This window comes from Arsenophonus endosymbiont of Aphis craccivora, from assembly GCF_013460135.1.
In the GTDB taxonomy this organism is placed as follows: Bacteria; Pseudomonadota; Gammaproteobacteria; order Enterobacterales; family Enterobacteriaceae; genus Arsenophonus; species Arsenophonus nilaparvatae.
This window is the reverse complement of sequence record NZ_CP038155.1, coordinates 130,615-156,523: the sequence shown is the minus strand read 5'-3', so window position 1 is coordinate 156,523 and position 25,909 is coordinate 130,615. Positions and strand designations below refer to the sequence as shown.

Genomic DNA, 25,909 nt, shown 5'->3' with positions numbered 1-25,909 from the left:
ACTGCCTATCATTAGTAATTACATATCGTCACTAATCTATGCCTATAACCGCCTTATTCATAAAAACGACTTTTTCATTATCAATGATTCTTTGAGTTGTTTGTCGCTTATATGTAAAATGCATTCCCAAGATTGTTATAACAGCTTTTATTAGTTTTAGCTTTGTAGGGCTAAGCTATCGCTAAAACTGATTTTATAAGGCCATTTAGAAGAAGATATAACCTTGAAAATCAAACATATAAGAAATTTTTCCATCATCGCTCACATTGATCATGGTAAATCAACTCTGTCGGATCGTATTATCCAGATCTGTGGTGGTCTTTCTGATCGTGAAATGGCAGCCCAGGTATTAGATTCTATGGATTTGGAGCGGGAACGAGGGATCACAATAAAAGCGCAGAGTGTTACCCTGAATTATAAAGCCAGTGATGGTGAAACCTATCAGCTTAATTTTATTGATACACCTGGCCATGTTGACTTCTCTTATGAAGTATCCCGTTCATTAGCTGCTTGTGAAGGGGCATTACTGGTTGTTGATGCAGGGCAAGGTGTTGAAGCGCAAACCCTTGCTAATTGCTATACTGCTATTGAAATGGATTTAGAAGTTGTTCCTGTACTTAATAAAATCGATTTACCTGCGGCAGAGCCTGATCGGGTAGCTGAAGAAATTGAAGATATTGTTGGCATCGATGCTCATGATGCTGTTCGATGCTCAGCAAAAACAGGATTAGGGGTACAAGACGTAATTGAGCGGCTAGTTAACGAGATCCCAACACCAGAAGGTGATCCGGCAGCGCCTTTGCAGGCATTAATTATTGATTCGTGGTTTGATAATTATTTAGGTGTTGTTTCGCTGGTACGGATTAAAAATGGTACGCTTTGTAAAGGTGATAAAATTAAAGTGATGAGCTCTGGCCAACTTTATAATGTTGATCGCTTAGGAATTTTCACACCCAAACGAATTGATCGTCAACAACTAAATTGTGGTGAAGTCGGTTGGCTGGTCTGTGCCATAAAAGATATTCACGGCGCGCCGGTTGGCGATACATTAACTGGCGCTCGTCATTCTGCAATACAGGCGTTGCCTGGTTTTAAAAAAGTAAAACCGCAGGTTTACGCCGGTTTATTCCCCGTTAGCTCTGATGATTATGAAGCATTTCGTGACGCTTTAGCTAAATTAAGCTTGAATGATGCTTCGTTATTTTATGAACCAGAGAGTTCAACTGCATTAGGTTTTGGATTTCGGTGTGGTTTCCTTGGCCTACTTCATATGGAGATTATCCAGGAGCGTTTGGAACGTGAATATGATTTGGATATTATTACAACCGCGCCTACAGTTATTTATGAAGTTGAGTTAACAAATGGTGATGTCATCTATGTTGATAGTCCCTCTAAATTACCAGCACTTAATAATATAAATGAATTACGCGAACCAATTGCAGAATGTAACATGCTAATGCCTAAGGAATATCTTGGTAATGTTATTACGCTCTGCGTAGAAAAACGCGGTGTTCAGACTAATATGGTTTACCATGGTAATCAGGTCGCATTAACCTATGAAATTCCTATGGCTGAGGTGGTGTTAGATTTCTTTGATCGCTTGAAGTCTACTTCTCGAGGATATGCTTCATTGGATTATGGCTTTGTCCGCTTCCAGGCGGCTGATATGGTGCGTGTAGATGTGTTAATTAATGGTGAAAGAGTGGATGCCTTAGCCTTGATTACCCATCGTGCAAATGCACCATATCGTAGTCGTGAGCTAGTTGATAAAATGAAAGATCTGATCCCGCGCCAACAGTTTGATATTGCAATCCAGGCTGCAATTGGTACCCATATTATAGCGCGTTCAACGGTGAAACAATTACGTAAAAATGTATTAGCTAAATGTTATGGTGGTGATGTTAGCCGTAAGAAAAAATTACTACAGCAACAGAAAGAAGGTAAGAAACGTATGAAGCAGGTTGGTAATGTTGAACTACCACAGGAAGCGTTCCTTGCTATTCTTCACGTAGGTAAAGATAACTAACCGTTGTAAGGAGTCATAATGGCTAACACTTTTTCTTTGATCTTGACGCTGGCGACCTTGATTACAGGGATTATCTGGGGTATTGATCGTTTTAAATTAGCACCTGCTCGTAATAAGAAAATGGCGCAGCAGCAAAAAGTTACTGACGGAAGCGTAAAGCATACGCATTTAGCTGAAAGTATTCATAAACAATCATGGGTTGATACTTGTTCATCTATTTTTCCGATATTAGCGATTGTATTAGTGATACGTTCGTTTATTTATGAGCCATTTCAAATCCCGTCAGGTTCAATGATGCCTACCTTATTGGTCGGTGATTTTATACTAGTAGAAAAGTTTGCTTATGGATTAAAAGATCCTGTTACCCAAACGACATTATTGGAAACAGGAAAACCTAAACGTGGTGATATTGCGGTATTTAAATATCCTAAGGATCCTAGTGTAGATTTTGTTAAACGTGTTATTGGTCTACCTGGTGATAAAATTGTGTATGATCCTGAACAAAAAGAGTTACGTATATATCCGAATTGTTCAATTTCAAACTGTGTTCGAGCGTTACCAATTATCTATTCTTCATTAAAAGAGAGTGAATGGTCTTTATTTTTTAATATTGACTCTATGGTCGAAAGTCAGAAAGGAAGTTATCAAATTCCATTGGGCGAACCATTACCAAGTAACGCATTACGTCAAGCGGAAAGAATCGAAAAATTAGATGATACTAGCCATGAAATCTTAGTGATCCCACAAGTATATACTCAGTCACGTTACCAACAGCCCGGTTTACCAGACAATGAATGGATTGTTCCCCCTAAACACTATTTTATGATGGGAGATAATCGGGATAATAGTGCAGATAGTCGTATGTGGAGTTTTGTGCCAGAAGAAAATTTAGTTGGGCGTGCAGTTATTATCTGGTTTAGCCTTGATAAGCATGATGGTGAATGGCCAACTGGAGTGCGTTTAAGTCGTATTGGTGGAATCAACTAATAAAATCATGAGATAAACTAATCATTAATGCTAAATTGATTTATATCGTAATCGATATAGAATATAGCACGATAATCAAAAATGATGGTTTCTTGAACGATATCAGGAAACCTGCCAACGCAACAGTTTTGTAAAAATTTATTTTGCAGATCTGTTGCGTATGCTTTTTGTAATTTGATAATGAAATAATTGGTAGCACATGAATTTTTCTTTAATTGAGTGGTCAGAGCGACAAGAAATTAAACAGCTACAGCGTAAGCTTGGCTATACTTTTAAACAAATTGAATTATTAAAGCAAGCGTTCACTCATCGTAGTGCCAGTAGTAGTCACAATGAGAGATTGGAGTTTTTAGGCGATTCAATTCTTAGTTTTGTGATTGCCAATGATCTTTATCATCGTTTTCCTAAGGTTGATGAAGGCGATATGAGTCGTATGCGAGCAACATTGGTCAGGGGTAATACACTGGCTGAGCTTGCACGAGAGTTTGATTTGGGAGAATGTTTGCGTTTAGGGCCAGGTGAATTAAAAAGCGGTGGTTTTCGTCGAGAATCAATATTAGCAGATACTATCGAAGCGTTAATTGGCAGTATTTTTTTAGATAGTGATATTCAAACGACTGAACAAATTGTTTTAGCTTGGTATGACACTCGATTAATAGAAATTAGCCCCGGCGATAAACAAAAAGATCCTAAAACACGTTTACAAGAGTATTTACAGGGACGCCATTTACCTTTACCAAGTTATTTGGTAGTTCAAGTTCGCGGTGAAGCGCACGATCAGGAATTTACTATTCATTGTCAGGTTAGTGGTATAAATGAACCGGTTGAAGGAGTGGGTTCAAGTCGTCGTAAGGCTGAACAAGCCGCAGCTGAACAGGCATTAAAAATATTGGAGCTTGAATGAGCAAACAGAAAACCTATTGTGGATTTGTAGCCATTGTAGGGCGCCCAAATGTGGGTAAATCAACATTATTGAACCAATTACTAGGGCAAAAGATTTCTATTACTTCACGTAAACCACAGACAACCCGTCATCGCATCATGGGCATTGAGACAGAAGGTAATTATCAAACAATTTATGTCGATACTCCAGGATTGCATGTAGAAGAAAAGCGCGCAATAAATCGTTTAATGAATCGGGCAGCAAGTAGCTCAATTGGTGATGTGGAACTGATTATTTTTGTTGTTGAAGGCACACATTGGACAAGCGATGATGAGATGGTAATAAATAAGCTGCGTCATTTGCCTTGTCCGGTATTATTAGTGATCAATAAAATTGATAATGTAGTGGATAAAACCCGTTTGCTGCCCCATATTGAATTTCTTAGCAAGCAAATGAATTTTCTGGATATTGTGCCAATTAGTGCAGAAAAAGGTACCGGTATCGATATTATTACTACAATTGTCCGTCAACATATGCCAGAAGCAGCACATCATTTTCCCGCGGACGATATCACTGATCGCTCACAACGTTTTATGGCTGGTGAAATTATTCGTGAGAAATTAATGCGTTTTCTCGGCGATGAGCTCCCTTATTCGGTCACAGTTAAAATTGAGCAATTTGTGGTAAATGAACGTGGTGGCTATAACATTCATGGCCTGATTTTGGTTGAAAGAGATGGCCAGAAAAAAATGGTTATTGGCAATAAAGGTAGCAAAATTAAGAAAATTGGCATTGAAGCTCGGATGGATATGGAAAAACTTTTTGCTACTAAGGTTCATCTTGAACTTTGGGTGAAAGTTAAAGCCGGATGGGCTGATGATGAACGTGCACTGTGTAGTTTAGGCTATATGGACGATCTTCATTAAGGTGGGTTTCCGTGGACGGTTGGCAACGTGAATTTGTACTTCATACTCTCCCTTATAGTGAAACGAGTTTACTGTTAGATTTTTTCACCGAAAATGAGGGCCGTATTCGACTATTAGCCAAAGGTGCTCGTAGCCGTCGATCTAATTTAAAAGGCTGCTTACAACCTTTTACACCATTGCTGATCCGTTGGGGAGGCAAGGGAGAAATGAAAACGTTGCGTGGCGCAGAACCTCTTTCTCTAGCGCTACCATTTACCGGTACCGTACTGTATAGCGGTCTATATGTTAATGAATGGCTTTCGCGAGTTTTAGCCCAAAATATCCCTTATCAAACCCTATTTTTTGAATATCTGACCTGTTTGCAGGTATTGGCTGGTAGTGAATATACGCCGGAACATGCATTGCGCCGTTTTGAATTATCATTGCTATCTCATTTAGGTTATGGTGTTGATTGTTTACACTGTGCCGGTAGTGGTGAACTGGTGGCAGATAGCATGACTTACCGTTATCGAGAAGAGAAAGGTTTTATTGCCAGTATGGTTATTGATCACTTAAGTTTTACCGGTAAGCAGCTTAAGGCATTTGCCGATCGTCAGTTTCCTGATGTCGATACATTAAGAGCAGCCAAGCGTTTTACCCGTATTGCGCTAAATCCTTATCTGGGCGGAAGTCCATTAAAAAGCCGTGAGCTTTTTTACCAGGTCATATTGCCTAAAACGCGTTGAAGCGAGGTTATTAAAACCTCTTTGAATATATTATGATTGCATTGATAAACGAAATTCAAACTATGAAATGGATAACAGGAGTTAAATATGGCAGAGTTATTATTAGGCGTTAATATTGATCATGTTGCCACGGTGCGAAATGCGAGGGGAACACAATATCCTGATCCACTACATGCAGCATTTCTTGCTGAACAAGCTGGGGCAGATGGGATCACTGTTCATTTGCGTGAAGATCGCCGTCATATTACTGATCGTGACGTTAAGTTACTTCGCCAGACGTTACAAACCCGGATGAATTTGGAGATGGCAATAACGGATGAAATGGTCAATTTTGCCTGTCAGATCAAACCTCAATTTTGCTGCTTGGTACCAGAGCGACGTAAAGAAATTACGACGGAAGGTGGGCTTGACGTTGTTGGGCAACAAGCATTAGTCGCAACGGCGGTCAAACGATTAACCGAAGCAGGTATCATGGTTTCTTTGTTCATTGATGCTAAAGAACAACAAATTGATGCTGCAGTGGAAATTGGTGCTCCCTTTATTGAAATTCATACTGGTGCTTATGCTGATGCTAAGAGCGAGTTAAAGCAGCAAGAAGAGTTTAAACGTATCAAGCAGGCGATAAGTTATGCCACTGCAAAAAAACTTAAGGTCAATGCGGGTCATGGGTTAACTTATCATAATGTTCAACGTATTGCTCAATTGCCTGATATATATGAACTTAATATTGGCCATGCGATTATTGGGCGAGCACTCTTTAGTGGCATGGCGACAGCTGTGAGTGATATGAAGAAAATTCTTCGTGAGGCGCGTTGTTAATGGCGATTATTGGATTAGGTACTGATCTGGTTGAAATTGTACGTATTGAGCAAATTATCAAGCGTTTAGAGGAACGTCTGGCGAAGCGTATATTGTCCGCGCAAGAGTGGCGACAATATCAACATCATTCTCAGCCAGTCCGTTTTTTGGCTAAGCGTTTTGCGGTCAAAGAAGCAGCAGCAAAAGCTTTAGGCACGGGGATCAGAAACGGTTTAGCGCTTAATCAATTTGAAGTTTTTCATGATCAATTAGGTAAGCCAGGGCTTAATTTATTAGGACAAGCAAAAATATTGGCTGATTCTTTAGGTGTACAACATATCCATGTATCATTATCTGATGAACAAAATTATGCTTGTGCCACTGTGATTATGGAAAGTTAAATTTTATCGGCATGATGTAATAGGACAAATTTATCCCATAATTGTTCTTCTGTTTCAGGATTATCAGGATCTTTTAAAATGGTATTGTTGATCGGACAAACAGATTGGCAAGTTGGCTTATCATAGTGGCCAATGCATTCAGTGCAAAGATTGGGATTGATTTGGTAAAATTCTTCTCCCATTAAAATCGCTTCATTTGGGCATTCTGGTTCACACATATTACAATTGATACAGCGTTGAGTAATTAATAAAGACATATCAGTACCTTATACTTTATTTGAATAAATATCAATCACTTAAGTATGATAACCATTCATTACTTTTATCTATGATTTGTAATTTCATACAGTATACATTACATTGAAAAACCTAATTATGTAACACAAAATAGCAACACATACTGTTTTTACTATCTAAAAATATTAAGTTTGTGAGCATTGTATTCAATACTCTGTTTTAAAAGGTAAATTCAATGGCCGCTATAGCAACACAAAAGCAAAAAAATACTTATTCTGATGAATATTCAGAAGCTTTAAAGCGTTGGGAATCGTGTAAACCACTTTATACTAGCTCCCACATGAAGATTTGTGTTGCGGCAGCTAAATCTATTTTAAAACATTCAGGTAAACCGCGTCGATCAAAATACGAAAAAGAATATAATTTAAGGTTAGATTTTAATAAGGTCGGTAAAGTTACCATATATGCTGAGTTTCCTAAGCATATGGGGTTAAAAGGGAAAAGATTAGGAGAGTGGCCTGAATAGACCTTGCCATTGGCCAGGGAAAAAGCCCAAGAGTTAGCAAAATATGGACTTCAAGCAGAGTCTATTCACCAACTATTGGATTTATACGAGAAAGACTTATGGGGGAAGGTTCAGCGCACTAAGCTTAGCCAAAATAGTTATAAAACTTATTGTTGTCGAATTAAACAATTAAAAGAAACCTTTGAACCTCGTGAAATTTTTAGCGATGTAACTTATTATCGATTAATTGAAGTGCTGGATTATTGGATCCAAACAAAATCCAATAATCAATCTTTTGAGTTATTTGCTGAATTGCGACGTTTTTGGAAATATGCCGCACCACTGTATTGTAACGGAAAGAATATCGCAGCCAGTTTACCAAATGACTATGTTTCCTCTAGGGTTCAAAAACCCCAACCAACACGATTCTTTACTGATCTAGAATCCATTGCAACACTTTGGTTAAATGTTTCTTCCTGCTCTTCTATACACCAAAAAAATGCAGTCAGATTTATGATAGTGACCGGTGTAAGACCTATAAATGTATCTAATTTACGTTGGGAGTATGTTGATCTAGACAATCTGGAAATCATATATCCTGCGGGGGTTACAGGTATGCGAGGCGCAATGAAAACCCAAAAGGAATTTAGATTACCGATAACTCGTGAAATGCAAAAAATTCTGGAAGAGCAGAGAGAATGGAATGCCTCAGTTCCAAATTGTAATCATATGTTCGTTTTCTTGCAACCTAGAGATCCTAATCTAACCTTTGCAAAAAGATCATTAGATAAATTAGTTAAAACGAATAGTCCTGCGGATGCTGTGAAAGGCATTACTCATGAAGGTACAGTGAAGGGCAAAGCTGGGGCATTTAACACTATGTGTAGAAAGTTTTTAAAAAGCAATGTCATTGTTCAGATGAGAGCAAAAGGCTTTTCACGGTCTGATACACGTGAAATAAGCCTTTTATGCTTACATCACTCAGATAGGATGTATTGATCCTATGGCTGAACATTATGATTTTTCAGAAGAGATATTACAAGAATAAATGGTATTGAAACGTCAAGCTTTTGAAGCTCATGAAAATAGTGTATTTACTAAGGCTGCTTTATTGCGTCGCAAGTTATACTAATAGATACTTAGGCATTTTTCAATAAAAGCTTTTACGTTTTTATACTCATATCAAACTATTTTACTAGTAAAACGGATAGGGGATAAAACTTTTCTATGTCGGTGTGTATTATTACAATCTGCAAGAGTTTTACTACTTATGCCTCCAATTAATTCACATACTTCTTCAATATTTAACAAATCATTATCTTGATATTGTTTTTTAGCAATCTGCATGGTTACCTCAATATATTAATTTATCAATATAAAATTTTTGCATATATTTATCACTAAATATCAAATTGGTAAACGCTTACTTTTCGGTATGGATAATTTGAGTGGGGTAAATTCAGGTGGGGTAATGGCTATTCGCTCTAGACTACTTCTTCAATGTGTCAAGAAATACCCCAAAATAAACGATAAGTGCAGGCTCTATCATAATGCCGATAACCAGTATCTTGCCCACCTAAATGAATATTGCCTAATTCGCCATGCCTACATTTAATTTGCGGGTCAATGACGGCATCGGCATGCGCAACATGTCCCACTATCAATTCAAAAGCAAATGCGGCGCTGATAAACAATAATGTCGTGATTAATAATTTGATGATGTTAAGTTTCATGGTTGAACCTCTGTAAAATTAGCTTATTTCTTAACGCAAATCGCTTTGGCGTTGATATCCTTGACAGTTTCAAATTCACGTTCAAACTGTTTAGCGGCGAAGTGACACATATTTTCAGTGTCAAATTCTTGGGTATGAAGACTGACTACGCTACTTGATGTGTAAGGGCTTGCGTACATAGCCAAGATTAAAATCCACATGCGGTTTTCTCCTTAACTAGGAAAATACTGTTATTTCCTTTTCATTGCTTCCAGTAATAAATCCTGTATTGCCCGTTTTGAATTGCGCCTTTCCATGACCGCTTCATCGAGTGTATCTTTAGCGACGATATGGTGGATAAAGACAGGGCGGTTATGTCCGGCTTGCGCTTGACGGGTGGGGCCGATACGTTCGATAATTTGCTGGTACTGCTCTAAATCCCACCAGTGGGAGAAAAAGACCAGAATATTACCGCCGTCCTGTAAATTTAAGCCGTGTCCACAGCTTGCAGGATGGGCAAAAAGCATCGGAATTTTGCTATTATTCCAGTCGGTAAGGGTTTGTGGGTTAGCGTCTAACATTTTGCCTTTTGGAAAGGCTTTTAATAAACACTCCAGGTTATGCTTCCAGTGATAAGCAACCAGTACTGGCATTCCCCCGGCTTCATTGACAATACTTTCCAGTGCGTGGATTTTGGCATCGTGTATTTCTGTCCAGTTGTGATTGTCATCGCTATAAATAGCGCCTGCTGCAATTTGCAAAGTTTTTATTGTTTTTGCAGCGGCATTTAACGCTTCAATAGCGCTATCACCCAACTCAAGAAACAGTTCTTTTTCCATCGCCTGATAGTGCGCTCGCGCTTTAGCGGGTAACGTAATGTTGATAACGTTGTGTATCGGTTCTTCGATATCAAACCAGTCAGTGGCATTAAGGGATAAGGTGACATCACTGAGAGCTGCCTGAATTTGTAGATTAGCAAATCCTAAAGGCTCAAATCTGCTCCACTGTTGTCCAGGAAACTGGATACGATTAAACCAGCGGGACGTAAACGCACTATGCGTTCTGCCTATCCGTTCGCCCTGGTCAACAAACCACGCTTGCCCCCATAAGTCCATCAGGCCATTGGGTGAAGGCGTGCCTGTTAGGTTTACCCAGCGATGAACAAATTTATGCGCGATTTTGGCAAGGGCTGCGGTGCGTTTACCCCCTCTGCGTAGCCGGAATGATTTTAACCGAGTGCTCTCATCGGCAATAATCGTACCAAAAGGCCAACTGTCTCCGAGGATGTCAACCAGCCAGACGAGATTGTCATAATTGATAGTAAATACGCTGGCATGGGTATTTTTGAGTGCTTCAATACGCGCTTTGGCGGTGCCAATGATGGGTTGTACCTCGATATTATGGAGGTGGTTCCATTTAAGCGCTTCATCCGGGCAGGTGGATTGGGCTACCCGTAAAGGGGCTAACACCAAGGTGGGCTTGGTTTCACTGCCTGCAAGATAGAGATTTTCTAATGCCGTCAGGGTTGCTGCTGTTTTACCCATTCCCATTCCCGCCCAGACATTTGAGCGTTTTATATCGAGTAGGTGATTGATAATGAGATTTTGGTAAGCGCGAGTGTTGAAGGTTTTAGCGATTGTCTTTTGTTCAGGCGACAATCTGGATAGTTTTGTCATGGGTATGTAATCCGTTCCAGTTCTTTTTCATAGGGAGTTTGTCAGCCAAATACTGGTCATAGAGTCGCTGTGTGCCTTTTCTAAGTAAAACAGGGCGATAACTAATGACACTATTCGCACCATGTGGGCTTATTTCGTTTTGTTTTTCGGTTAAATATTTATCCCGAGCGGTAGCGGCAACACGCCAGCGTAAATTGTTACCGGACTTACTTTCGTTATAGAGCCATTTAAGTCCTGCCAGAAAATGATTTATCTGTTGACTGTTTACCCCGTTAAGCATTTTGCTAAATTGGGTAGGGGTCATACCTTCTTTGAAGAGATTTTTAAGACAATCGTTTTCGGTTGAAAGGCTTTTGTTTTCCAGTAATAACTTTTCTTTATCTTCTTCGGCACGAACAACCATGAGAGCCAGTTCTTTTGTTGTTGGTAGTAATGTTTGAGGTTGTAGAACGCGTCGTTCACATTCGATAAAATACTGCCTTGCCTGTTTCCCTTTTTCGTTACGCTCAACCATTGATAGCTCTTTTGCCATGTCGAGGGAAAGGTGATATTCCTTTGCCGGACGACCTCCTAAGGGGTTTTCGCCATAATTGGCGAAAACTGCATAGTCGATATTTTCAACAAATCCGTAATGCTTAATACGGTCTTTAATCCAATTAGAAAAATTCTTACCAACTTGGGCTTTGTTGAATAAATCGAACTTTTAGGTGATTGGCGGAGCTGATCGCTAAATTCGTTTCAACATCAGGTCCCCATGTCAAAGCAAAAGTTTAAAATTACCAACTGGCCCGCGTACAACAAGGCACTCAGACAACGCGGTTCCCTGACGGTCTGGCTTGATGAGTCGGCCATCGCTGGATGGACTGACAGTTCTTCGCCTGAAGGTCGTGGCCGGCCGCTTTACTACAGCGATATGGCTGTTACCACTGTCCTGATGATGAAGCGTGTGTTTAACCTGTCGCTCCGGGCATTACAGGGCTTCGTTGATTCGATTTTTAAACTCATGTCTTTGCCGCTGTGCTGTCCGGACTACTCGCTGGTCAGCAGACGAGCAAAGAGCGTCAACATCAGCATAAAAACGCCAACGCGTGGTGAAATCTCGCATCTGGTCATCGACAGTACCGGTCTGAAGGTCCTTGGCGAAGGTGAATGGAAAGTTAGGCAGCATGGGGCTGACAGACGAAGAGTGTGGCGCAAGCTTCATCTGGCAGCAGACAGTGTGACTCATGAGATTATCTGTGCCGACTTATCGCTCAGCGGAACGACAGATGCGCAGGCACTGCCGGGCCTTATTAACCAAACCCACCGGAAAATCAGGGAAGTGTCAGCAGACGGTGCTTATGACGCCTGTTACTGCCACGATGCGTTGCTAAGAAAGAAAATCAGGCCCCTTATCCCGCCGCGAAGCGGAGCGAAATACTGGCCGGACAAGTACCATGAACGTAACCATGCGGTGGCGAATCAGCGTCTGAGCAGGAGTAATGATATGTGGAAAAAGAAAGTGGGTTATCACCGGCGTTCAGTGGCAGAAACAGCGATGTTCCGCATAAAAACTTTGCTGGGTGGCCATCTGAGGCTGCGTGACTATGAGGCTCAGGTAGGTGAAGCAATGGCGATGGTCAAAGCGCTGAACCGTATGACGTTGTTGGGTATGCCACACAGCGTCAGGATCGGATAACAGTTGTAGCAGAGGGGCCATCCTGTCGGCTAATTCTGATTTATTCAACAAAGCCGTAACGATTAATAAAATCCCTGTAATAAAAAAGTGTTACAGGGAATTCATAACTCTAAGCAAATTCTATTAGCCGTTAGTATCAGCCGTGGTTTTCAATTTTTGTGATAACTCCCGACGTTCTTTTGATAATTCTGCGTTCTTGATATTATAATCATCGATCCGATCTTCATAATCACTACGCATATTAGCAATTATTTCTCTGATCTCTTCAATGGTCATACCTTCTTTAATATATTCACTTAAGTTATCCAACAGCAAAACTCGTTTCTGATTATCACGAATTGTTTTTCATTATCCGCTAAATTCACGTTTGATCTTATTTTTACGACGAAACATACGTACAAACTCCAGTACATTTTGGAATGACTGCTTATTTTTACTTGTCATTTCTATACCTTTCAATAAAACATATGCATTATGAATAATAAACTACACGATACGGCGATTAACTTAATGACACAATCCAATTTCTAAGATTTTTACTCTTTTTTATTATCTTTGCACTGATAATGACGCTTTTGCTCTGTCTTTATTAATTTTGTGTTATTAATAACCTAAATTTAGTTAAACAAAAAATGATAAATAAGTGAAATTTTCAAAGTTAGCACTAATACTATGATAATTCATTGCATAATAATGACATTCAGCTTAAGTATCCATTAACGGCGTATTATTGCGATTACGGATAATTTAAAATACAAAATTCATTTCTGCTGGACTCAGCAATCAGTCATTAAAAATAAGTTAACACAGGGAGTAAAAAAACATTCATTGTCAGATTGGAATATTTTAATATTATTAAACAACATATTGCGCTACATAAGAATTGGGAAAATATTTTGGCCAATAAGCAAAAATCCTCATTTCTGTTTCACGATTATGAAACATTTGGGCAGCATCCTGCTCTCGATCGACCCGCACAATTTGCCAGCATCAGAACCGACTCAAATTTTAATATTATCGAAGAGCCACAAATTTTTTACTGTGCCCCTGCCGATGACTATCTCCCTCAACCTCAAGCCGTAATGATCACGGGTATTACGCCCCAATATGCAATAGCTCATGGCATAAATGAAGCTGAATTTGCTAGACGTATTCATGTAATCTTTAGCATAGGCAATAGTTGTATTGTCGGTTACAACAATATTCGATTTGATGATGAAGTGACTCGTCATATTTTTTACCGTAATTTTTATGATCCTTATGCTTATAGCTGGCAGCAAGGTAATTCACGTTGGGATTTACTGGATGTGTTACGCGCTTGCTATGCGCTACGACCTGATGGCATTAACTGGCCTAGCAATGATGAAGGACTACCTAGTTTCAAATTAGAACATCTGACCACTGCAAACGGTATTGAGCATGCAAATGCTCATGATGCAATGGCCGACGTTTTTGCTACTATCGAAATGGCAAAATTAGTTAAGCAAGCACAGCCAAGGATGTTCAATTACTTCTTTCAATTAAGAAATAAAAATGAAATTCGCCAATTGATTGATATTATTGCCATGACCCCGTTAGTGCATGTTTCTGGCATTTTGGGCGCAATACGAGCTAATACCAGTCTAATGGCACCACTGGCCTGGCATCCCGAAAACCGTAATGCCATTATTGCCTGTGATCTAGCGGCAGACATTAGCCCACTGTTAACATTAGATAGTGATACTCTAAGGCAACGTTTATACACACCCAAAGCAGAGTTATCCGGTGAATTAGCCATTCCTATTAAACTGATACATATTAATAAATGTCCAATTCTGGCTCCGGCCAACACACTGCGGGCAGCAGATGCACAACGTATAGCACTAGATCTCGATGTCTGTCTGAATAACTTAGCCATATTGCGACAACATAGTGAAGTGCGGGATAAAGTTATTCAGCTTTTTACCGAACCGCAACCCTTTCCTGAAGCAACTGATGTAGATACTAAGCTTTATTCCGGTTTTTTTGGTGATAATGATCGTTCAACAATGGCTATTATCCGTCAAACTTTACCGCAAAATTTACCCGCATTGGATCTTAAATTTGACGATCCGCGCATGAAGCAACTATTTTTTCGTTACCGTGCCAGGAACTATCCGGCCATATTGACAGAACAAGAACAGCTTGCCTTGTTACATCACCGACGCGATAGATTGACCAGCGAGAAAATAACCGAATATTTGCAAACTATCGAGCAATTATTTATTGAACATCAAGAAGATAAAGAAAAGTGCCTGCAACTAAAAGCACTGGTAGATTATGCCAAACAGATAGCCAGTTAATTGTGTTTCGTCATAACATACAAAAACGGGTTAGCTAATATAGCAAAAGGCCAAATAATTGGCCTTTGCTGTGGTGAAACCGTCGATAGCGCTAAAATTTGCGATCACTAAGCGTCATTCATGTGTGGTAATGGCCGACGAAAACGGCTGGTTATAATTGCCATATAAAAAATCCCCACCGCTGCCCATACCATGCCTAATAGCATGGAAGTTTTCTCTAAATTGATCCAAAGCACTGATACGGTTAAAGCGCCCATAATAGGTAGAATTAAGTAATTAAATTTATCCCGCCAAGTATGACAGCGACGCTCTCTAAAATAAAATTGCGAAATAACCGAAAGATTCACAAAGGTAAAAGCAATTAATGCACCAAAATTAATCAATGCTGTGGCAATTTCCATATCAAACCAAATTGCCGTTAACGCCAGCATGCCAACTAAAATGACATTAAAAGCTGGGGTTCGCCATGTTGGATGAACATAACCAAAAAAACGCTCAGGAAATACGCCATCTCGTCCCATCACATACATGAGACGAGAAACTCCTGCATGCGCAGCCATACCTGATGCTAATACGGTTGCACAAGAGAAAACCAAAATAATAGACTGAAAAAGTGCACCAGCAACATATAGCATAATTTCAGGTTGCGATTCATCATGTGTTTTAAAATGCGAAACATCAGGAAAATACAGCTGTAAAAAATAAGAAACGCCAATAAAAATCAAACCACCAATTAAGGCCGTCAAGAAAATCGCCTTTGGTATTACTTTTCCTGCATTTGGTGTTTCTTCCGATAATGAACTGATACCATCAAAGCCGAGAAATGAAAAACATAAAATCGTCGCCCCGGTGATCATCGGAATTAAATGCGCCTGTTCGGAGGTAAAAGGTCGCCGTGACCAAATCTGACCAGAACCTTCGCCTTTAGATAATCCATGGATCAAAACAGCTAAAAAAACTAGCATAACAGCGATTTGAATAATCACAATAATGGTATTTAAGTTAGCAACTAAATTGATACCCCGTAGATTAAAAATAGTCATCAAAAAAACTAATCCGACCACAAAAATCCAAGGCGCAACAGCCGGAAAGATAGCTTCCAGATAAATTTTTGCTAACAGTATATTAATCATCGGCATGAATAAATAATCAAGCAAAGATGACCATCCCACCATGAAACCTAAATGTGGGCTCATCGATTTTTGTGCATAGGTATAGGCCGATCCCGCCGAAGGAAATCGTTTTACCAATTTACCATAACTCAATGCAGTAAAAAGAATAGCAATCAAAGCAATGATATAAGAAGAAGGAACATGTCCATCAGTTTTTAATGACACTAAACCAAAAGTGTCAAAAACCGTCATTGGCTGCAAATAAGCCAGCCCCATCATGACAACCTGGATTAAAGTTAATGTCTTAACCAGTTGCGCACGATTATTTATCTCGGTAGATTCTTTACTGAGAGCTAATTGGATATCATGAGACATGGCCAAAACCTCCTACAACTTCCGATTTAGCCTGGCTATTTTGCCTAAATCGATAGTTATAAGGAAGACTTCGCTCACGCCTATAGGCTGAGAAAAAAGAGAAATGAGAGAATAAGTTATCTTCGAAGCCGAACGCTCCGTAGTCATCAATAATACAGCAACCATGACCCATTGGCACAGGTGCAAAAATAGATAATTGCGCCATAATAGCATTCCTCACTACAGTAGTCTGCTTTGGTTTGACTACACGTTTTTTCTAACAGTTGTATCAACTCCGGCCAGGTTTCCGGCCTCATATAAAATTAAATAAATCAGCTTACAAATAAAAAAATAACTGATGCAATTAATGAGCATCAGTTATTTCTGATGGCACATTCTGCACTTCATCCTATGAAATAGCAATATTTTTTTAATTTTTAATAAAAAATTAGCTAGCTGTTACCATGAGTATAGCTAGCTAACTTTTTAACTCAAAATAATTTTAAAAGTTATAATTTAATCCTAAATTGTAACGGCGGCCATCTAATAGGGCTTTATTATCATTATCCACTAAACGCCTATCTAAAAGATTATAAACCCCTGTGAATAAAGAAAGATTTTTGCTCAGCGCGTAATTTACTCCCAGATCAACAAAGGTATAAGAGGGTAATTTATTCGCCATCGATGAACGAGAAAGATATTGATTGATTCTACCACGGAAATTTACCCGTGTCCAAGCTTCTAATTCAGTGGTTGCCTGCCAGCTTAACGATGCATTCGCCATATGCTTAGGTGTTTGACTAAAGGCTTGGCCCTTAAAATTGCCACTTAGTTGCTCAGAATCTGAGTAGGTGTAATTGGCTGCCATTGATAGATGATCCATGATTTGCCAATCAAATGTCGCCTCAATACCACGCAAGTGTGCCTTATCAACATTATCACGTGTACTTATAAAATCATATTGACTGCCATTGGGAATAATCGCATTACTACAAGCGGCTAATTTATCGCCACAGAGACGATATTCCATAATTTTATCTTTAAAATCAGTATTAAAAACTGTTACTCCGATATTCAGGTCATCCTGATTATTCCATAACAAACCAATTTCCTGACCAATACTTTTTTCCGGTTTTAAATTTGAATTACCGAGAATGATCCCTTTACTTGTTTGACCGCCAGTTATTTGCCACCAGCTAGGCGCCACTTGGCGTAAATCAGGTGAACGATATCCGTTCGAAACGCCACCTTTAAGTATCCATTGATCATTGATATGCCAAACACCATATAAGCGAGGCGTCCAATGTGCACCAAAATTCTCATCTTTATCCATTCTAATACCAGCGGTTAAGCTGAAATCATTGGTGATCGTCCATTCATCTTCGGTAAATAATGCCCAACGCCAACGGGTTAATTGATTAACATTGGTCGCTGTCGGTAATTGGTTGTCTTGATCATGTAAATCTTCATAGCGATACTGACCACCAATACTGAGCTTATGTGAATCTAAGTCAAATACTGTCTGGTTTTTAAGTAAGTTATCATTATATTTCATCTTTCTACTTGGGTTCTCGGATTCATCACGTTGAATAAATGTATCCATTGAACCCCACTGATAATTACCGTTATGCGTCAATGCATAGTTATTACGTCGATAAGTGGTATTCTCATCTTCACATGACCGTTTAGTGCAAGCACGGGTTTTACCAATCGTCGAGTCACGTGGCTGTTCATCGTGCTTTAAATCCAAATCAAAATTATTCTGCTCATCGGGAGTAAATGAGAATGTTACCCCAGCATTACCCATTGACTGTTTCTTATAACCACCAACAAATTTATCTTCATTACGATGGGAATAAAGACCATTTGCTTTCATTCCCAACACACCGTCAATTAATGGACCGGCCAGATAAAAACTCCCCTGACCCGCATTACCCGAGTTACTACGTTCAGCGATAGTTGTATCCGCTCGCAAACTACCATGCCAGGTTTTACCTATTTTGCGAGTAATGATGTTGATCACTCCCCCCATGGCATCTGAGCCATAAAGTGAAGACATCTAACCACGCACAACTTCGATACGTTCAATCGCAACCAAGAACGGCAACCAACCTTGTTCTATGCCAGAGCCATCACTATTGGGTCGAGTATTTCGTGTATCTACCCGTTTGCCATCAACTAAAATCATGGTGTACTTTGCTGGCATGCCTCGAATACTTATATCAGTGTTACTTGCACCCCCTATCACATGAACACCAGGCAGATCCTTTAATGTATCGGTAACATCACGATAAGCCTTATCTTCTAATTGTTTTCTTTCTATGACTGGAATAGATGCAGGCGCATCTTCAATTTTTTGCTGGCTTTGTTGAATAAATCAGAATTAGCCGACAGGATGGCTCCCTCTGCTACACCTGTTATCCGATCCTGACGCTGTGTGGCATACCCAACAACGTCATACGGTTCAGCGCTTTGACCATCACCATTGCTTCACCTACCTGAACCTCATAGTCAAGCAGCCTCAGATGGCCACCCAGCAAAGTTTTTATGCGGAACATCGCTGTTTCTGCCACTGAACGCCGGTGATAACCCACTTTCTTTTTCCACATATCATTACTCCTGCTCAGACGATGATTCGCCACCGCATGGTTACGTTCATGGTACTTGTCCGGCCAGTATTTCGCTCCGCTTCGCGGCGGGATAAGGGGCCTGATTTTCTTTCTTAGCAACGCATCTTGGCAGGAACAGGCGTCATAAGCACCGTCTGCTGACACTTCCGTGATTTTCCGGTGGGTTTGGTTAATCAGGCCCGGCAGTGCCTGCGCATCTGTCGTTCCGCTGAGCGATAAGTCGGCACAGATAATCTCATGAGTCACACTGTCTGCTGCCAGATGAAGCTTGCGCCACACTCTTCGTCTGTCAGCCCCATGCTGCCTGACTTTCCATTCACCTTCGCCAAAGACCTTCAGACCGGTACTGTCGATGACCAGATGCGAGATTTCACCACGCGTTGGCGTTTTTATGCTGATGTTGACGCTCTTTGCTAGTCTGCTGACCAGCGAGTAGTCCGGACAGCACAGCGGCTAAGACATGAGTTTAAAAATCGAATCAACGAAGCCCTGTAATGCCCGGAGCGACAGGTTAAACACACGCTTCATCATCAGGACAGTGGTAACAGCCATATCGCTGTAGTAAAGCGGCCGGCCACGACCTTCAGGCGAAGAACTGTCAGTCCATCCAGCGATGGCCGACTCATCAAGCCAGACCGTCAGGGAACCGCGTTGTCTGAGTGCCTTGTTGTACGCGGGCCAGTTGGTAATTTTAAACTTTTGCTTTGCCATGGGGACCTGATGTTGAAACGAATTTAGCGATCAGCTCCGCCAATCACCTAAAAGTTCGATTTATTCAACAAAGCCTTTTTTGCTTAAAACCAGCTGCGGTAGTGACCATAATGGTATCACTATCTTCAGCAGCATAACCGGCAGCAGAAATAAACGTGATAATAATAATTAACGTTAATTTATTTTTATTAAAAAAATTAATTCCCTATACTCCAAGAAATACCAGGATTATTTATTAGTCAGATAATCGACATACACTCAAATGCCAGTGAAATTAATTTCCCCTATCTTTTTATTAATTTTTTATTTCACTCGAAAAGCACAGCCTAATTAATTTGATATTTTTAATTAGAATAAATTAGCGACTAATCCATCGATTAAGACTTGAGGAACCACTTGCGAACAGTGCTCGATGCGTCCAACTACACCATAAACATCAGCCAGATTTTCAGGTTTAATAACCTCTCGAGCCGCACCCTATGCAACCAAACGACCTTCTTTTAACATTAATATATGTTCACGTGTCTTAAGGCAATATTAATATCGTGCACAACAACGATAGTAATAATATCTCTGCGCTTAGTTTCTTTAGCAATTCAATCCATAACATGAAATTGATAATTTAAATCCAGTGCACTTAATGGTTCATCGAGTAACAATAGCTTTGGTTGCCGAATAAGTGATTGTGCCAAACCCACTAGCTGCTTTTGTCCACCTGACAGCTGATCTAAATAACACAGTGCCAGATGCTCTATGCCTAATTGCCGTAGTAGTTTCATAACCTCTAATTGGCAAATGTGATCGCAATTTCCGCCAGCAGCACGTTGGGCAACAATAATCGATTCCAGCACATGTAAATGAACACCATTTGGTAATGATTGCGGTAAATAAAACACTTGTTTGGCACGTTGAGCAAAATTCATTGCCATTAAATCCTGCCCATTCAACCATAACTGGCCAGCAGCGCTATTTAATCCAGCTACAGAACCCAATAACGTAGATTTACCACTACCATGTGGCCCAAGTAAAACGTTAATTTTCCCAGTGGGTAAAATATTGGTGGATAAATTTTGGATCACCGGACATTTAGGATAACCTGCATTAAATTGATTTATTCGTAATCCTTTTATCATTAAATATTACCTCTATGTCGCAAGATCATACTTAAGAAAAAGGGAACGCCAACCAAAGAAGTGACAATACCAACAGGTATAATGACTCCTGGAATAATGTTCTTTGATGCAATCGAAGCTAGCGATAACACTAAAGCACCAATTAAGGCACTGGCCGGTAAATAAAATCGATGATCTTCGCCAAACATCATGCGAGCAATGTGGGGAGCGACTAAACCAATCAAAGCAATAGGACCGACAAAAGCAACGGATAAAGCCGATAACATACTAATTCTTAATAATGTCGCCAAACGCAACCGACGGACATCAATACCAAAACTGATTGCACGATCTTCACCTAAACGTAGTGCAGTTAACTTCCAGGCACTCATGATAGAAATGGGAAAAATGACCGCAAAAATGGTGGCCATCATTGCCAGCTTAGTCCAGCTTGCCTTTGCCAAACTGCCCATTGTCCAGAAGACTAGTCCCTGTAAGGTATCTTCCGTGGCAATAAATTGCATCATCGAAACTAAGGCATTAAAGGTAAATACTAATGCAATACCAAATAGTACCATGCCGGAAGTTGCAATGCGGGTCCAACGGGTGATCGCATCTAGCATTAAGAACGCTAGTAAAGCAAAAATAAAAGCATTAACCGAAATAAACCATTGTTCAGGGATACCGGCAATGCCAATGCCAGAAACGATCGCTAATGCGGCGCCAAAATACGCGGCACTAGAAACACCTAATGTGAAAGGACTGGCTAACGGATTATTTAAGATGGTCTGCATTTCAGCACCCGCCAGTCCAAGTGACATACCAACAGTGACAGCCATTAATGCATAGGGTAAGCGAATATCCCAAACAATCACATGAGTACCAATATCAACACTCGCTGGTGAGACCAATGTTTGCCATAACTTGGCTACTGAAAGACCTGATGGCCCCAAGGTAAAATCAATCACTAATGACAGCACAATTAACATAATGATTGCCATTATCAATATAATACGGCGTTTCAATATATATTGATAATGAGCCTTAATATTTATGCCATCATGATTAGCTTGCTGCTTAATAGCTGACATAGGTTCAGTTGTCATACTCATTGAAAATAATTACCTGCTTTTTAATGAGTCTTGACTAATCCAGTAGATACCAGTTGGCTCTATCGCTAAAAATTGACGATATAACTCTTTCATCGTAGTTTGCGGATCCAGATCGGCAAATTTATCTGGATAGAACCATTTAGCAAAAACTTGTGTCACGATAACGTTATAGGGCGAATTATAATAATTGTGCCAAATAGCATAACTGCGACCATCTTTAACGGCTGTAAGGGTCTTGATACCTTTACGCTCGGTTATTTTGCTTAAACTGGTTATGGCTGCTTGCTTTGACGATCAAGCACCTAATTGTACTCCTAGCTCTTTGCTGCCAGGCATCTTGGCTCCACTGGCAATATAAATTGCAGGATCATCAGCAATGACCTTCTCAAGGTTCATCATCCCTAATGGTCCGGGTAACGCATTTTTGGCAATATTTACCCCACCGGCTAAATCAATAAAATTGCCCATATTACCGTTTCCTGCCGTACCACAGCAGTCTTCGGACGAGCCCGCTCTTAATTCAATAAAAACAGTGGGTTTTTTATCGTTAGCAATTTTATTGGTAATATCCGTTACTAACTTAAGATTTTTTTCATAGAAATTGGCGTATTTTTCAGCCTGTTGCTCCCGATGCAAAGCCTTACCTAATAAGCGAATACTCGGTAAAGTATTTTTTAGTGGCTCACTACGAAAATCAACAAAAACAACTGGTACACCAGCCTTTTCGAGTTGCATGACCAATTCACTATTTTTGCCTGGGCCGTGCCCGGATAAGCCAAAAAGAGCAATATCAGGATTTAAGGTTAATACTTTTTCCGCACTAACACTTTCAGCACTGGTATTACCAATTAAAGGAATTTTGTCAATTTCTGGAAACTTGGCTTTGTAAACCGCATATGATTGTGGATCTAGTTTACGAAAATCACCTTGCCAGCCAACAAGGCGCGCTAAAGGTTTATTTCCTTCCAGTAAAGCAATCGCATGAAATAAGCGTCCTTCTCTCAACAGAATGCGATTTACCTTCTCCGGTATCTGAACAGTGCGACCCGCTAAATCAGTAACCGTTACTGACCATGCAGCAAACAATGCCATTAACGTTACACCCGCTAATAAACTACCATTAACGCCCTTGGTGATAAAACTACACGCAAACTTCACTTGATTGCCTATCCATTCAACTGATCCGATTGGCGCGTAACAATAAAGCAAATAATAATTATTATCAATACGATTATTGCTAACGTTACTTTTTTTATTTTATTCTTTGACCTAAGTAAAAAAATAAAGCTCGTCACACCCATAAAATGAGTGTGCCTGGATAGAAAATTGATAGGATTTTTGTCAATTATTTGTTTAAATTTTCATTATATTCAGGGAAATCCATCTGCCGATAATGAACAAAATGGGTTTTCTTGACGAGTTTATAACCAAACCATATGACCAGGAATAAAGGGATACCAATATAGGTAGCAATAACACCATACCAGTCAATCTTGTCCGCTAAAAATGCCTGATAATTTTGGCCTAATGTAATGACTAAACAGAGAACAAAAGCAAAAATAGGGCCAATAGGGAAAAAGCCTGAGCGATAGGGTAACTTATTTAAATCATAGCCTTGCAACATATAACCTTTACGAAAACGATAATGGCTAATAGCAATCCCTAACCAGGCAATAAATCCGGTCATACCTGAAGTATTCAGTAACCATAAGTAAACAACCTGGTTGCCAAACATTGAACTTAAGAAACAGAGTGCTGCCACAACGGTAGTTGCAATCAAGGCATAGCGAGGAACCCCACCCGGTGATAAGCGTGAAAAGATTTTTGGTGCTTTTCCTTCTTTGGCTAAGGTAAATAGCATTCTGGTAGAAGCATACATCCCTGAATTGCCAGCGGATAATACTGCAGTTAAAATAACCGCGTTCATGACGGCAGCCGCGGATAATAATCCGGCGTTTTCAAAAACTAAGGTAAAAGGACTAACACTAATATCAGCTACCTCATTACGCAGCAAACGTGGATCCGTATATGGAATAATTAAACTGATCACCAATATAGCAAAAACATAAAATAACAAAATCCGCCAAAATACTTGGCGCACCGCTTTAGGAATATTTTTACCTGGATCTTGAGATTCACCAGCGGCAATACCAATTAATTCCGTACCCTGAAAAGCAAAACCGACGATCATAGCAACCCCCATCATTGCCGAAAAGCCTCCCACAAAAGGCGCTTCACCAATCTGCCAGTGATGCCAGCCAGCATTTTCTGCTCCACGAAAAATGCCAATAATCATTAATATGCCAACCACAATAAAAATAATGACGGTAATGACTTTAATTAAAGAAAACCAATACTCTGCCTCGCCAAATCCTTTGACAGAAATATAATTAAGCATAAAAATGATCAACAGAAAAATCGCACTCCAAATCCAGCCATCAATCTCAGGAAACCAGTATCCCATCACTAATTGCGCTGCAACTAAGTCAACAGCAATAGTGACCGCCCAGTTATACCAATAATTCCAGCCAAGAGCGAAACCAAAGCCTTCATCAACGTATCGAGAACCATAAGTAGAAAAAGAGCCAGAAACGGGTAAATAAGCCGCAAGCTCGCCTAAACTGGTCATCAAAAAATAAACCATTAAACCAATAATAATATAAGAGAATAAAGCACCACCTGGCCCAGCTTGCGCTACAGTTGAGCCGGAAGCAACAAATAATCCGGTACCAATAGAGCCGCCAATAGCTATCATCGTCAAATGACGTGCTTTTAGTTCTAGGCGCAATTTTGTTGTAGCGCCCTGTGATGTATGTGTTGATTGTTCTGACATTAATGACCTTTTATTCAACGTGGATCTTAACGTCAGTGATTGTAACAGACAGTGTTACATAAATAAGCATTTATTCTCAGTTATAAGATCCCTTCATAATTGACTAAAATTTATTAGTATTGCGCAGGATCTTGATATTAAAAACTTCACTGACAATATTCTAATAAAAGTAACAACGCCTTAGATAAATGCTTATTTTGATGATGATTTAAATATAATGTACGTGAAAGTTCGAGTTTATCGATATTTAACGCAACCAATGAGCCATTTTTTAATTGCTCTTCAATCGTGAGTGAAGATAAACAGCTTATTCCCATGCTATTCATAACTGCATGCTTAATGGCTTCAGAATTATTAAATTCAATTAAAATATTACACTGAGTTAGTTTACTTAATAACAGTTGATCAACAATATTGCAGGTTCCTGAACCGCTTTCACGCAAAATCCAGCCCACATTTTCTAGCTCATGTTGCTTTAATTGACGGGCCTGCAAGTGGGTTATTTGGCGCACAAAATACCACCAGCTGATCTTTTTTCCATGGTATAGTGATCAATTCTGATTCATAACAGCTGCTTTCAATTAATCCTAAGTCAACCTTGAATTCTTGTACCGCTTTAATCACTTCCGCAGTATTATTTATTAATAATTCAAAAGGAATAGTCGGATTATCATGACGATAATGTACCAATTTACCTGGCAACATATAGTTACCAATTGTCGTACTTGCTGCCAATTTTACGGCACCTAAGCCTTTTTTTGAAATCTGTTCAACTTCTGTCGCCTGTTCAAGTAACGCGAATACTTTTGGATATAATAGCCGACCATATTCATTAGTAACTAAACGTTTACCAACTCTATCAAATAACTGCACCTCAAGTTGGGACTCCAAATCTGTTAAAGCAGCACTTACAGATGATTGGGATAATGACAATGATTGAGCTGCCTGTGTTGTTGAGCCACATTGTAAAATTTCAATAAAAACTTCAAGTTGTCTAAAGGTTATTCGCATAACAATGCTCACTTTATTAATTAATCACATAAATCAAACTATCATAATAATCTAGCCAACTATCAATTTACCACTTTTATTAATAGATAATACAAAAATAATCCATTTTCAAGATAGATACTAATGATATATGCTTATAAAAGAATGAGATAATGCATA

Annotated in this window: 20 protein-coding genes and 8 pseudogenes; 11 read left to right on the top strand and 17 right to left on the bottom strand. The window is 39.6% G+C overall.

Annotated elements, in window-relative coordinates; genetic code table 11:
- The first annotated feature begins 229 nt into the window (after nucleotides 1–229).
- The 7 genes from lepA to acpS all read left to right on the top strand — a co-directional run bounded on the left by lepA (nucleotide 230) and on the right by acpS (nucleotide 6,746).
- Complete coding sequence (lepA, locus tag E3U36_RS00795) at nucleotides 230–2,026, top strand: translation elongation factor 4 (RefSeq protein ID WP_180817475.1); 1,797 nt, start codon at nucleotides 230–232, stop codon at nucleotides 2,024–2,026.
- A gap of 18 nt (nucleotides 2,027–2,044) precedes the next feature.
- Nucleotides 2,045–3,013 carry a signal peptidase I gene (lepB, locus tag E3U36_RS00790; protein WP_180816786.1) on the top strand — a complete coding sequence of 323 codons (969 nt, stop codon included), beginning with the start codon at nucleotides 2,045–2,047 and terminating at the stop codon, nucleotides 3,011–3,013.
- 199 nt (nucleotides 3,014–3,212) lie between these two features.
- Nucleotides 3,213–3,917, top strand: coding sequence for a ribonuclease III (rnc, locus tag E3U36_RS00785; protein ID WP_180816785.1), 705 nt, complete (start codon nucleotides 3,213–3,215; stop codon nucleotides 3,915–3,917).
- The gene (gene era, locus E3U36_RS00780; RefSeq protein WP_180816784.1) at nucleotides 3,914–4,822 is read left to right on the top strand and encodes a GTPase Era; all 909 of its coding nucleotides are present in this window, start codon (nucleotides 3,914–3,916) and stop codon (nucleotides 4,820–4,822) included. Before rnc ends, era begins: the two co-directional genes overlap by 4 nt.
- An 11-nt stretch (nucleotides 4,823–4,833) precedes the next feature.
- Nucleotides 4,834–5,547 carry a DNA repair protein RecO gene (recO, locus tag E3U36_RS00775; RefSeq protein ID WP_180816783.1) on the top strand — a complete coding sequence of 238 codons (714 nt, stop codon included), beginning with the start codon at nucleotides 4,834–4,836 and terminating at the stop codon, nucleotides 5,545–5,547.
- 87 nt (nucleotides 5,548–5,634) lie between these two features.
- Nucleotides 5,635–6,366 carry a pyridoxine 5'-phosphate synthase gene (pdxJ, locus tag E3U36_RS00770; protein ID WP_180816782.1) on the top strand — a complete coding sequence of 244 codons (732 nt, stop codon included), beginning with the start codon at nucleotides 5,635–5,637 and terminating at the stop codon, nucleotides 6,364–6,366.
- Nucleotides 6,366–6,746 carry a holo-ACP synthase gene (gene acpS / locus E3U36_RS00765; RefSeq protein ID WP_180816781.1) on the top strand — a complete coding sequence of 127 codons (381 nt, stop codon included), beginning with the start codon at nucleotides 6,366–6,368 and terminating at the stop codon, nucleotides 6,744–6,746. Before pdxJ ends, acpS begins: the two co-directional genes overlap by 1 nt.
- Here acpS and E3U36_RS00760 read toward each other — a convergent pair.
- Nucleotides 6,743–7,003 carry a YfhL family 4Fe-4S dicluster ferredoxin gene (locus tag E3U36_RS00760; protein ID WP_180816780.1) on the bottom strand — a complete coding sequence of 87 codons (261 nt, stop codon included), beginning with the start codon at nucleotides 7,001–7,003 and terminating at the stop codon, nucleotides 6,743–6,745. The genes acpS and E3U36_RS00760 overlap by 4 nt on opposite strands.
- A gap of 215 nt (nucleotides 7,004–7,218) precedes the next feature.
- Here E3U36_RS00760 and E3U36_RS00755 point away from each other — a divergent pair.
- Nucleotides 7,219–8,620, top strand: a pseudogene (locus E3U36_RS00755) (tyrosine-type recombinase/integrase).
- A gap of 50 nt (nucleotides 8,621–8,670) precedes the next feature.
- On the opposite strand, the gene E3U36_RS00750 reads toward E3U36_RS00755, so the two are convergent.
- The 6 genes and pseudogenes from E3U36_RS00750 to E3U36_RS13105 form a co-directional block, all read right to left on the bottom strand.
- Complete coding sequence (locus E3U36_RS00750) at nucleotides 8,671–8,835, bottom strand: hypothetical protein (protein ID WP_180816779.1); 165 nt, start codon at nucleotides 8,833–8,835, stop codon at nucleotides 8,671–8,673.
- A 158-nt stretch (nucleotides 8,836–8,993) separates the two neighbouring features.
- Nucleotides 8,994–9,221 (bottom strand): hypothetical protein, encoded by a 228-nt coding sequence (locus tag E3U36_RS00745; RefSeq protein WP_180816778.1) that lies wholly within the window; start codon nucleotides 9,219–9,221, stop codon nucleotides 8,994–8,996.
- A 23-nt stretch (nucleotides 9,222–9,244) separates the two neighbouring features.
- A complete protein-coding gene (locus E3U36_RS00740) occupies nucleotides 9,245–9,421 on the bottom strand; it encodes a hypothetical protein (RefSeq protein WP_180816777.1) in 177 nt (58 codons plus the stop codon).
- Between the two features lie 30 nt (nucleotides 9,422–9,451).
- Entirely contained in the window at nucleotides 9,452–10,876 is a 1,425-nt protein-coding gene (locus tag E3U36_RS00735) for a DEAD/DEAH box helicase (protein ID WP_238337471.1), read from the bottom strand.
- Nucleotides 10,848–11,408 (bottom strand): hypothetical protein, encoded by a 561-nt coding sequence (locus tag E3U36_RS13110; protein ID WP_369412946.1) that lies wholly within the window; start codon nucleotides 11,406–11,408, stop codon nucleotides 10,848–10,850. The genes E3U36_RS00735 and E3U36_RS13110 overlap by 29 nt, the downstream gene beginning before the upstream one ends.
- Nucleotides 11,409–11,435: 27 nt before the next feature.
- Nucleotides 11,436–11,516: pseudogene (locus E3U36_RS13105) on the bottom strand (hypothetical protein); the annotation flags it as partial.
- Between the two features lie 114 nt (nucleotides 11,517–11,630).
- Between E3U36_RS13105 and E3U36_RS00725 the strand changes: the two are divergent.
- The gene (locus E3U36_RS00725) at nucleotides 11,631–12,554 is read left to right on the top strand and encodes an IS5 family transposase (protein ID WP_180816776.1); all 924 of its coding nucleotides are present in this window, start codon (nucleotides 11,631–11,633) and stop codon (nucleotides 12,552–12,554) included.
- Between the two features lie 123 nt (nucleotides 12,555–12,677).
- Here E3U36_RS00725 and E3U36_RS00720 read toward each other — a convergent pair.
- A pseudogene (locus E3U36_RS00720) lies at nucleotides 12,678–12,998 on the bottom strand (DUF496 family protein).
- Nucleotides 12,999–13,447: 449 nt separating this feature from the next.
- Here E3U36_RS00720 and sbcB point away from each other — a divergent pair.
- Nucleotides 13,448–14,875 carry an exodeoxyribonuclease I gene (gene sbcB / locus E3U36_RS00715; protein ID WP_180817473.1) on the top strand — a complete coding sequence of 476 codons (1,428 nt, stop codon included), beginning with the start codon at nucleotides 13,448–13,450 and terminating at the stop codon, nucleotides 14,873–14,875.
- Nucleotides 14,876–14,982: 107 nt separating this feature from the next.
- On the opposite strand, the gene E3U36_RS00710 is transcribed toward sbcB, so the two are convergent.
- The 4 genes and pseudogenes from E3U36_RS00710 to E3U36_RS00695 all read right to left on the bottom strand — a co-directional run bounded on the left by E3U36_RS00710 (nucleotide 14,983) and on the right by E3U36_RS00695 (nucleotide 19,682).
- Nucleotides 14,983–16,362 (bottom strand): APC family permease, encoded by a 1,380-nt coding sequence (locus E3U36_RS00710; protein ID WP_180817472.1) that lies wholly within the window; start codon nucleotides 16,360–16,362, stop codon nucleotides 14,983–14,985.
- Nucleotides 16,352–16,567 (bottom strand): hypothetical protein, encoded by a 216-nt coding sequence (locus tag E3U36_RS00705; RefSeq protein ID WP_032114629.1) that lies wholly within the window; start codon nucleotides 16,565–16,567, stop codon nucleotides 16,352–16,354. Before E3U36_RS00705 ends, E3U36_RS00710 begins: the two co-directional genes overlap by 11 nt.
- A gap of 276 nt (nucleotides 16,568–16,843) precedes the next feature.
- Nucleotides 16,844–18,703, bottom strand: a pseudogene (locus tag E3U36_RS00700) (ligand-gated channel protein); the annotation flags it as partial.
- 55 nt (nucleotides 18,704–18,758) lie between these two features.
- Nucleotides 18,759–19,682, bottom strand: a pseudogene (locus tag E3U36_RS00695) (IS5 family transposase).
- Here E3U36_RS00695 and E3U36_RS00690 point away from each other — a divergent pair.
- Nucleotides 19,676–19,819 (top strand): hypothetical protein, encoded by a 144-nt coding sequence (locus E3U36_RS00690; protein ID WP_180816775.1) that lies wholly within the window; start codon nucleotides 19,676–19,678, stop codon nucleotides 19,817–19,819. The pseudogene E3U36_RS00695 and the gene E3U36_RS00690 sit on opposite strands and share 7 nt — an antisense overlap.
- Before the next feature lie 211 nt (nucleotides 19,820–20,030).
- Here the strand turns inward: E3U36_RS00690 and E3U36_RS00685 are convergent.
- The 5 genes and pseudogenes from E3U36_RS00685 to E3U36_RS00665 all read right to left on the bottom strand — a co-directional run bounded on the left by E3U36_RS00685 (nucleotide 20,031) and on the right by E3U36_RS00665 (nucleotide 25,750).
- Nucleotides 20,031–20,815: pseudogene (locus E3U36_RS00685) on the bottom strand (ABC transporter ATP-binding protein).
- A complete protein-coding gene (locus E3U36_RS00680; protein WP_180816774.1) occupies nucleotides 20,815–21,906 on the bottom strand; it encodes a FecCD family ABC transporter permease in 1,092 nt (363 codons plus the stop codon). The pseudogene E3U36_RS00685 and the gene E3U36_RS00680 overlap by 1 nt, the downstream one beginning before the upstream one ends.
- A gap of 9 nt (nucleotides 21,907–21,915) precedes the next feature.
- Nucleotides 21,916–22,998: pseudogene (locus tag E3U36_RS00675) on the bottom strand (ABC transporter substrate-binding protein).
- Nucleotides 22,999–23,251: 253 nt separating this feature from the next.
- The gene (locus E3U36_RS00670) at nucleotides 23,252–24,739 is read right to left on the bottom strand and encodes an amino acid permease (protein ID WP_180816773.1); all 1,488 of its coding nucleotides are present in this window, start codon (nucleotides 24,737–24,739) and stop codon (nucleotides 23,252–23,254) included.
- A 146-nt stretch (nucleotides 24,740–24,885) separates the two neighbouring features.
- A pseudogene (locus E3U36_RS00665) lies at nucleotides 24,886–25,750 on the bottom strand (LysR family transcriptional regulator).
- Nucleotides 25,751–25,909 lie beyond the last annotated feature (159 nt).

What these genes read in the sequence shown, in the direction of transcription:
- E3U36_RS00740 (WP_180816777.1), bottom strand. Translation starts at nt 9,421, where the DNA reads ATGTGGATTTTAATCTTGGCTATGTACGCAAGCCCTTACACATCAAGT.
- E3U36_RS00725 (WP_180816776.1), top strand. Translation starts at nt 11,631, where the DNA reads ATGTCAAAGCAAAAGTTTAAAATTACCAACTGGCCCGCGTACAACAAG.
- E3U36_RS00760 (WP_180816780.1), bottom strand. Translation starts at nt 7,003, where the DNA reads ATGTCTTTATTAATTACTCAACGCTGTATCAATTGTAATATGTGTGAA.
- rnc (WP_180816785.1), top strand. Translation starts at nt 3,213, where the DNA reads ATGAATTTTTCTTTAATTGAGTGGTCAGAGCGACAAGAAATTAAACAG.
- E3U36_RS00705 (WP_032114629.1), bottom strand. Translation starts at nt 16,567, where the DNA reads ATGGCGCAATTATCTATTTTTGCACCTGTGCCAATGGGTCATGGTTGC.
- pdxJ (WP_180816782.1), top strand. Translation starts at nt 5,635, where the DNA reads ATGGCAGAGTTATTATTAGGCGTTAATATTGATCATGTTGCCACGGTG.
- acpS (WP_180816781.1), top strand. Translation starts at nt 6,366, where the DNA reads ATGGCGATTATTGGATTAGGTACTGATCTGGTTGAAATTGTACGTATT.
- E3U36_RS00750 (WP_180816779.1), bottom strand. Translation starts at nt 8,835, where the DNA reads ATGCAGATTGCTAAAAAACAATATCAAGATAATGATTTGTTAAATATT.
- E3U36_RS00745 (WP_180816778.1), bottom strand. Translation starts at nt 9,221, where the DNA reads ATGAAACTTAACATCATCAAATTATTAATCACGACATTATTGTTTATC.
- E3U36_RS00735 (WP_238337471.1), bottom strand. Translation starts at nt 10,876, where the DNA reads ATGACAAAACTATCCAGATTGTCGCCTGAACAAAAGACAATCGCTAAA.
- era (WP_180816784.1), top strand. Translation starts at nt 3,914, where the DNA reads ATGAGCAAACAGAAAACCTATTGTGGATTTGTAGCCATTGTAGGGCGC.
- lepB (WP_180816786.1), top strand. Translation starts at nt 2,045, where the DNA reads ATGGCTAACACTTTTTCTTTGATCTTGACGCTGGCGACCTTGATTACA.
- E3U36_RS00710 (WP_180817472.1), bottom strand. Translation starts at nt 16,362, where the DNA reads ATGTCTCATGATATCCAATTAGCTCTCAGTAAAGAATCTACCGAGATA.
- E3U36_RS13110 (WP_369412946.1), bottom strand. Translation starts at nt 11,408, where the DNA reads ATGGCAAAAGAGCTATCAATGGTTGAGCGTAACGAAAAAGGGAAACAG.
- E3U36_RS00670 (WP_180816773.1), bottom strand. Translation starts at nt 24,739, where the DNA reads ATGTCAGAACAATCAACACATACATCACAGGGCGCTACAACAAAATTG.
- E3U36_RS00680 (WP_180816774.1), bottom strand. Translation starts at nt 21,906, where the DNA reads ATGAGTATGACAACTGAACCTATGTCAGCTATTAAGCAGCAAGCTAAT.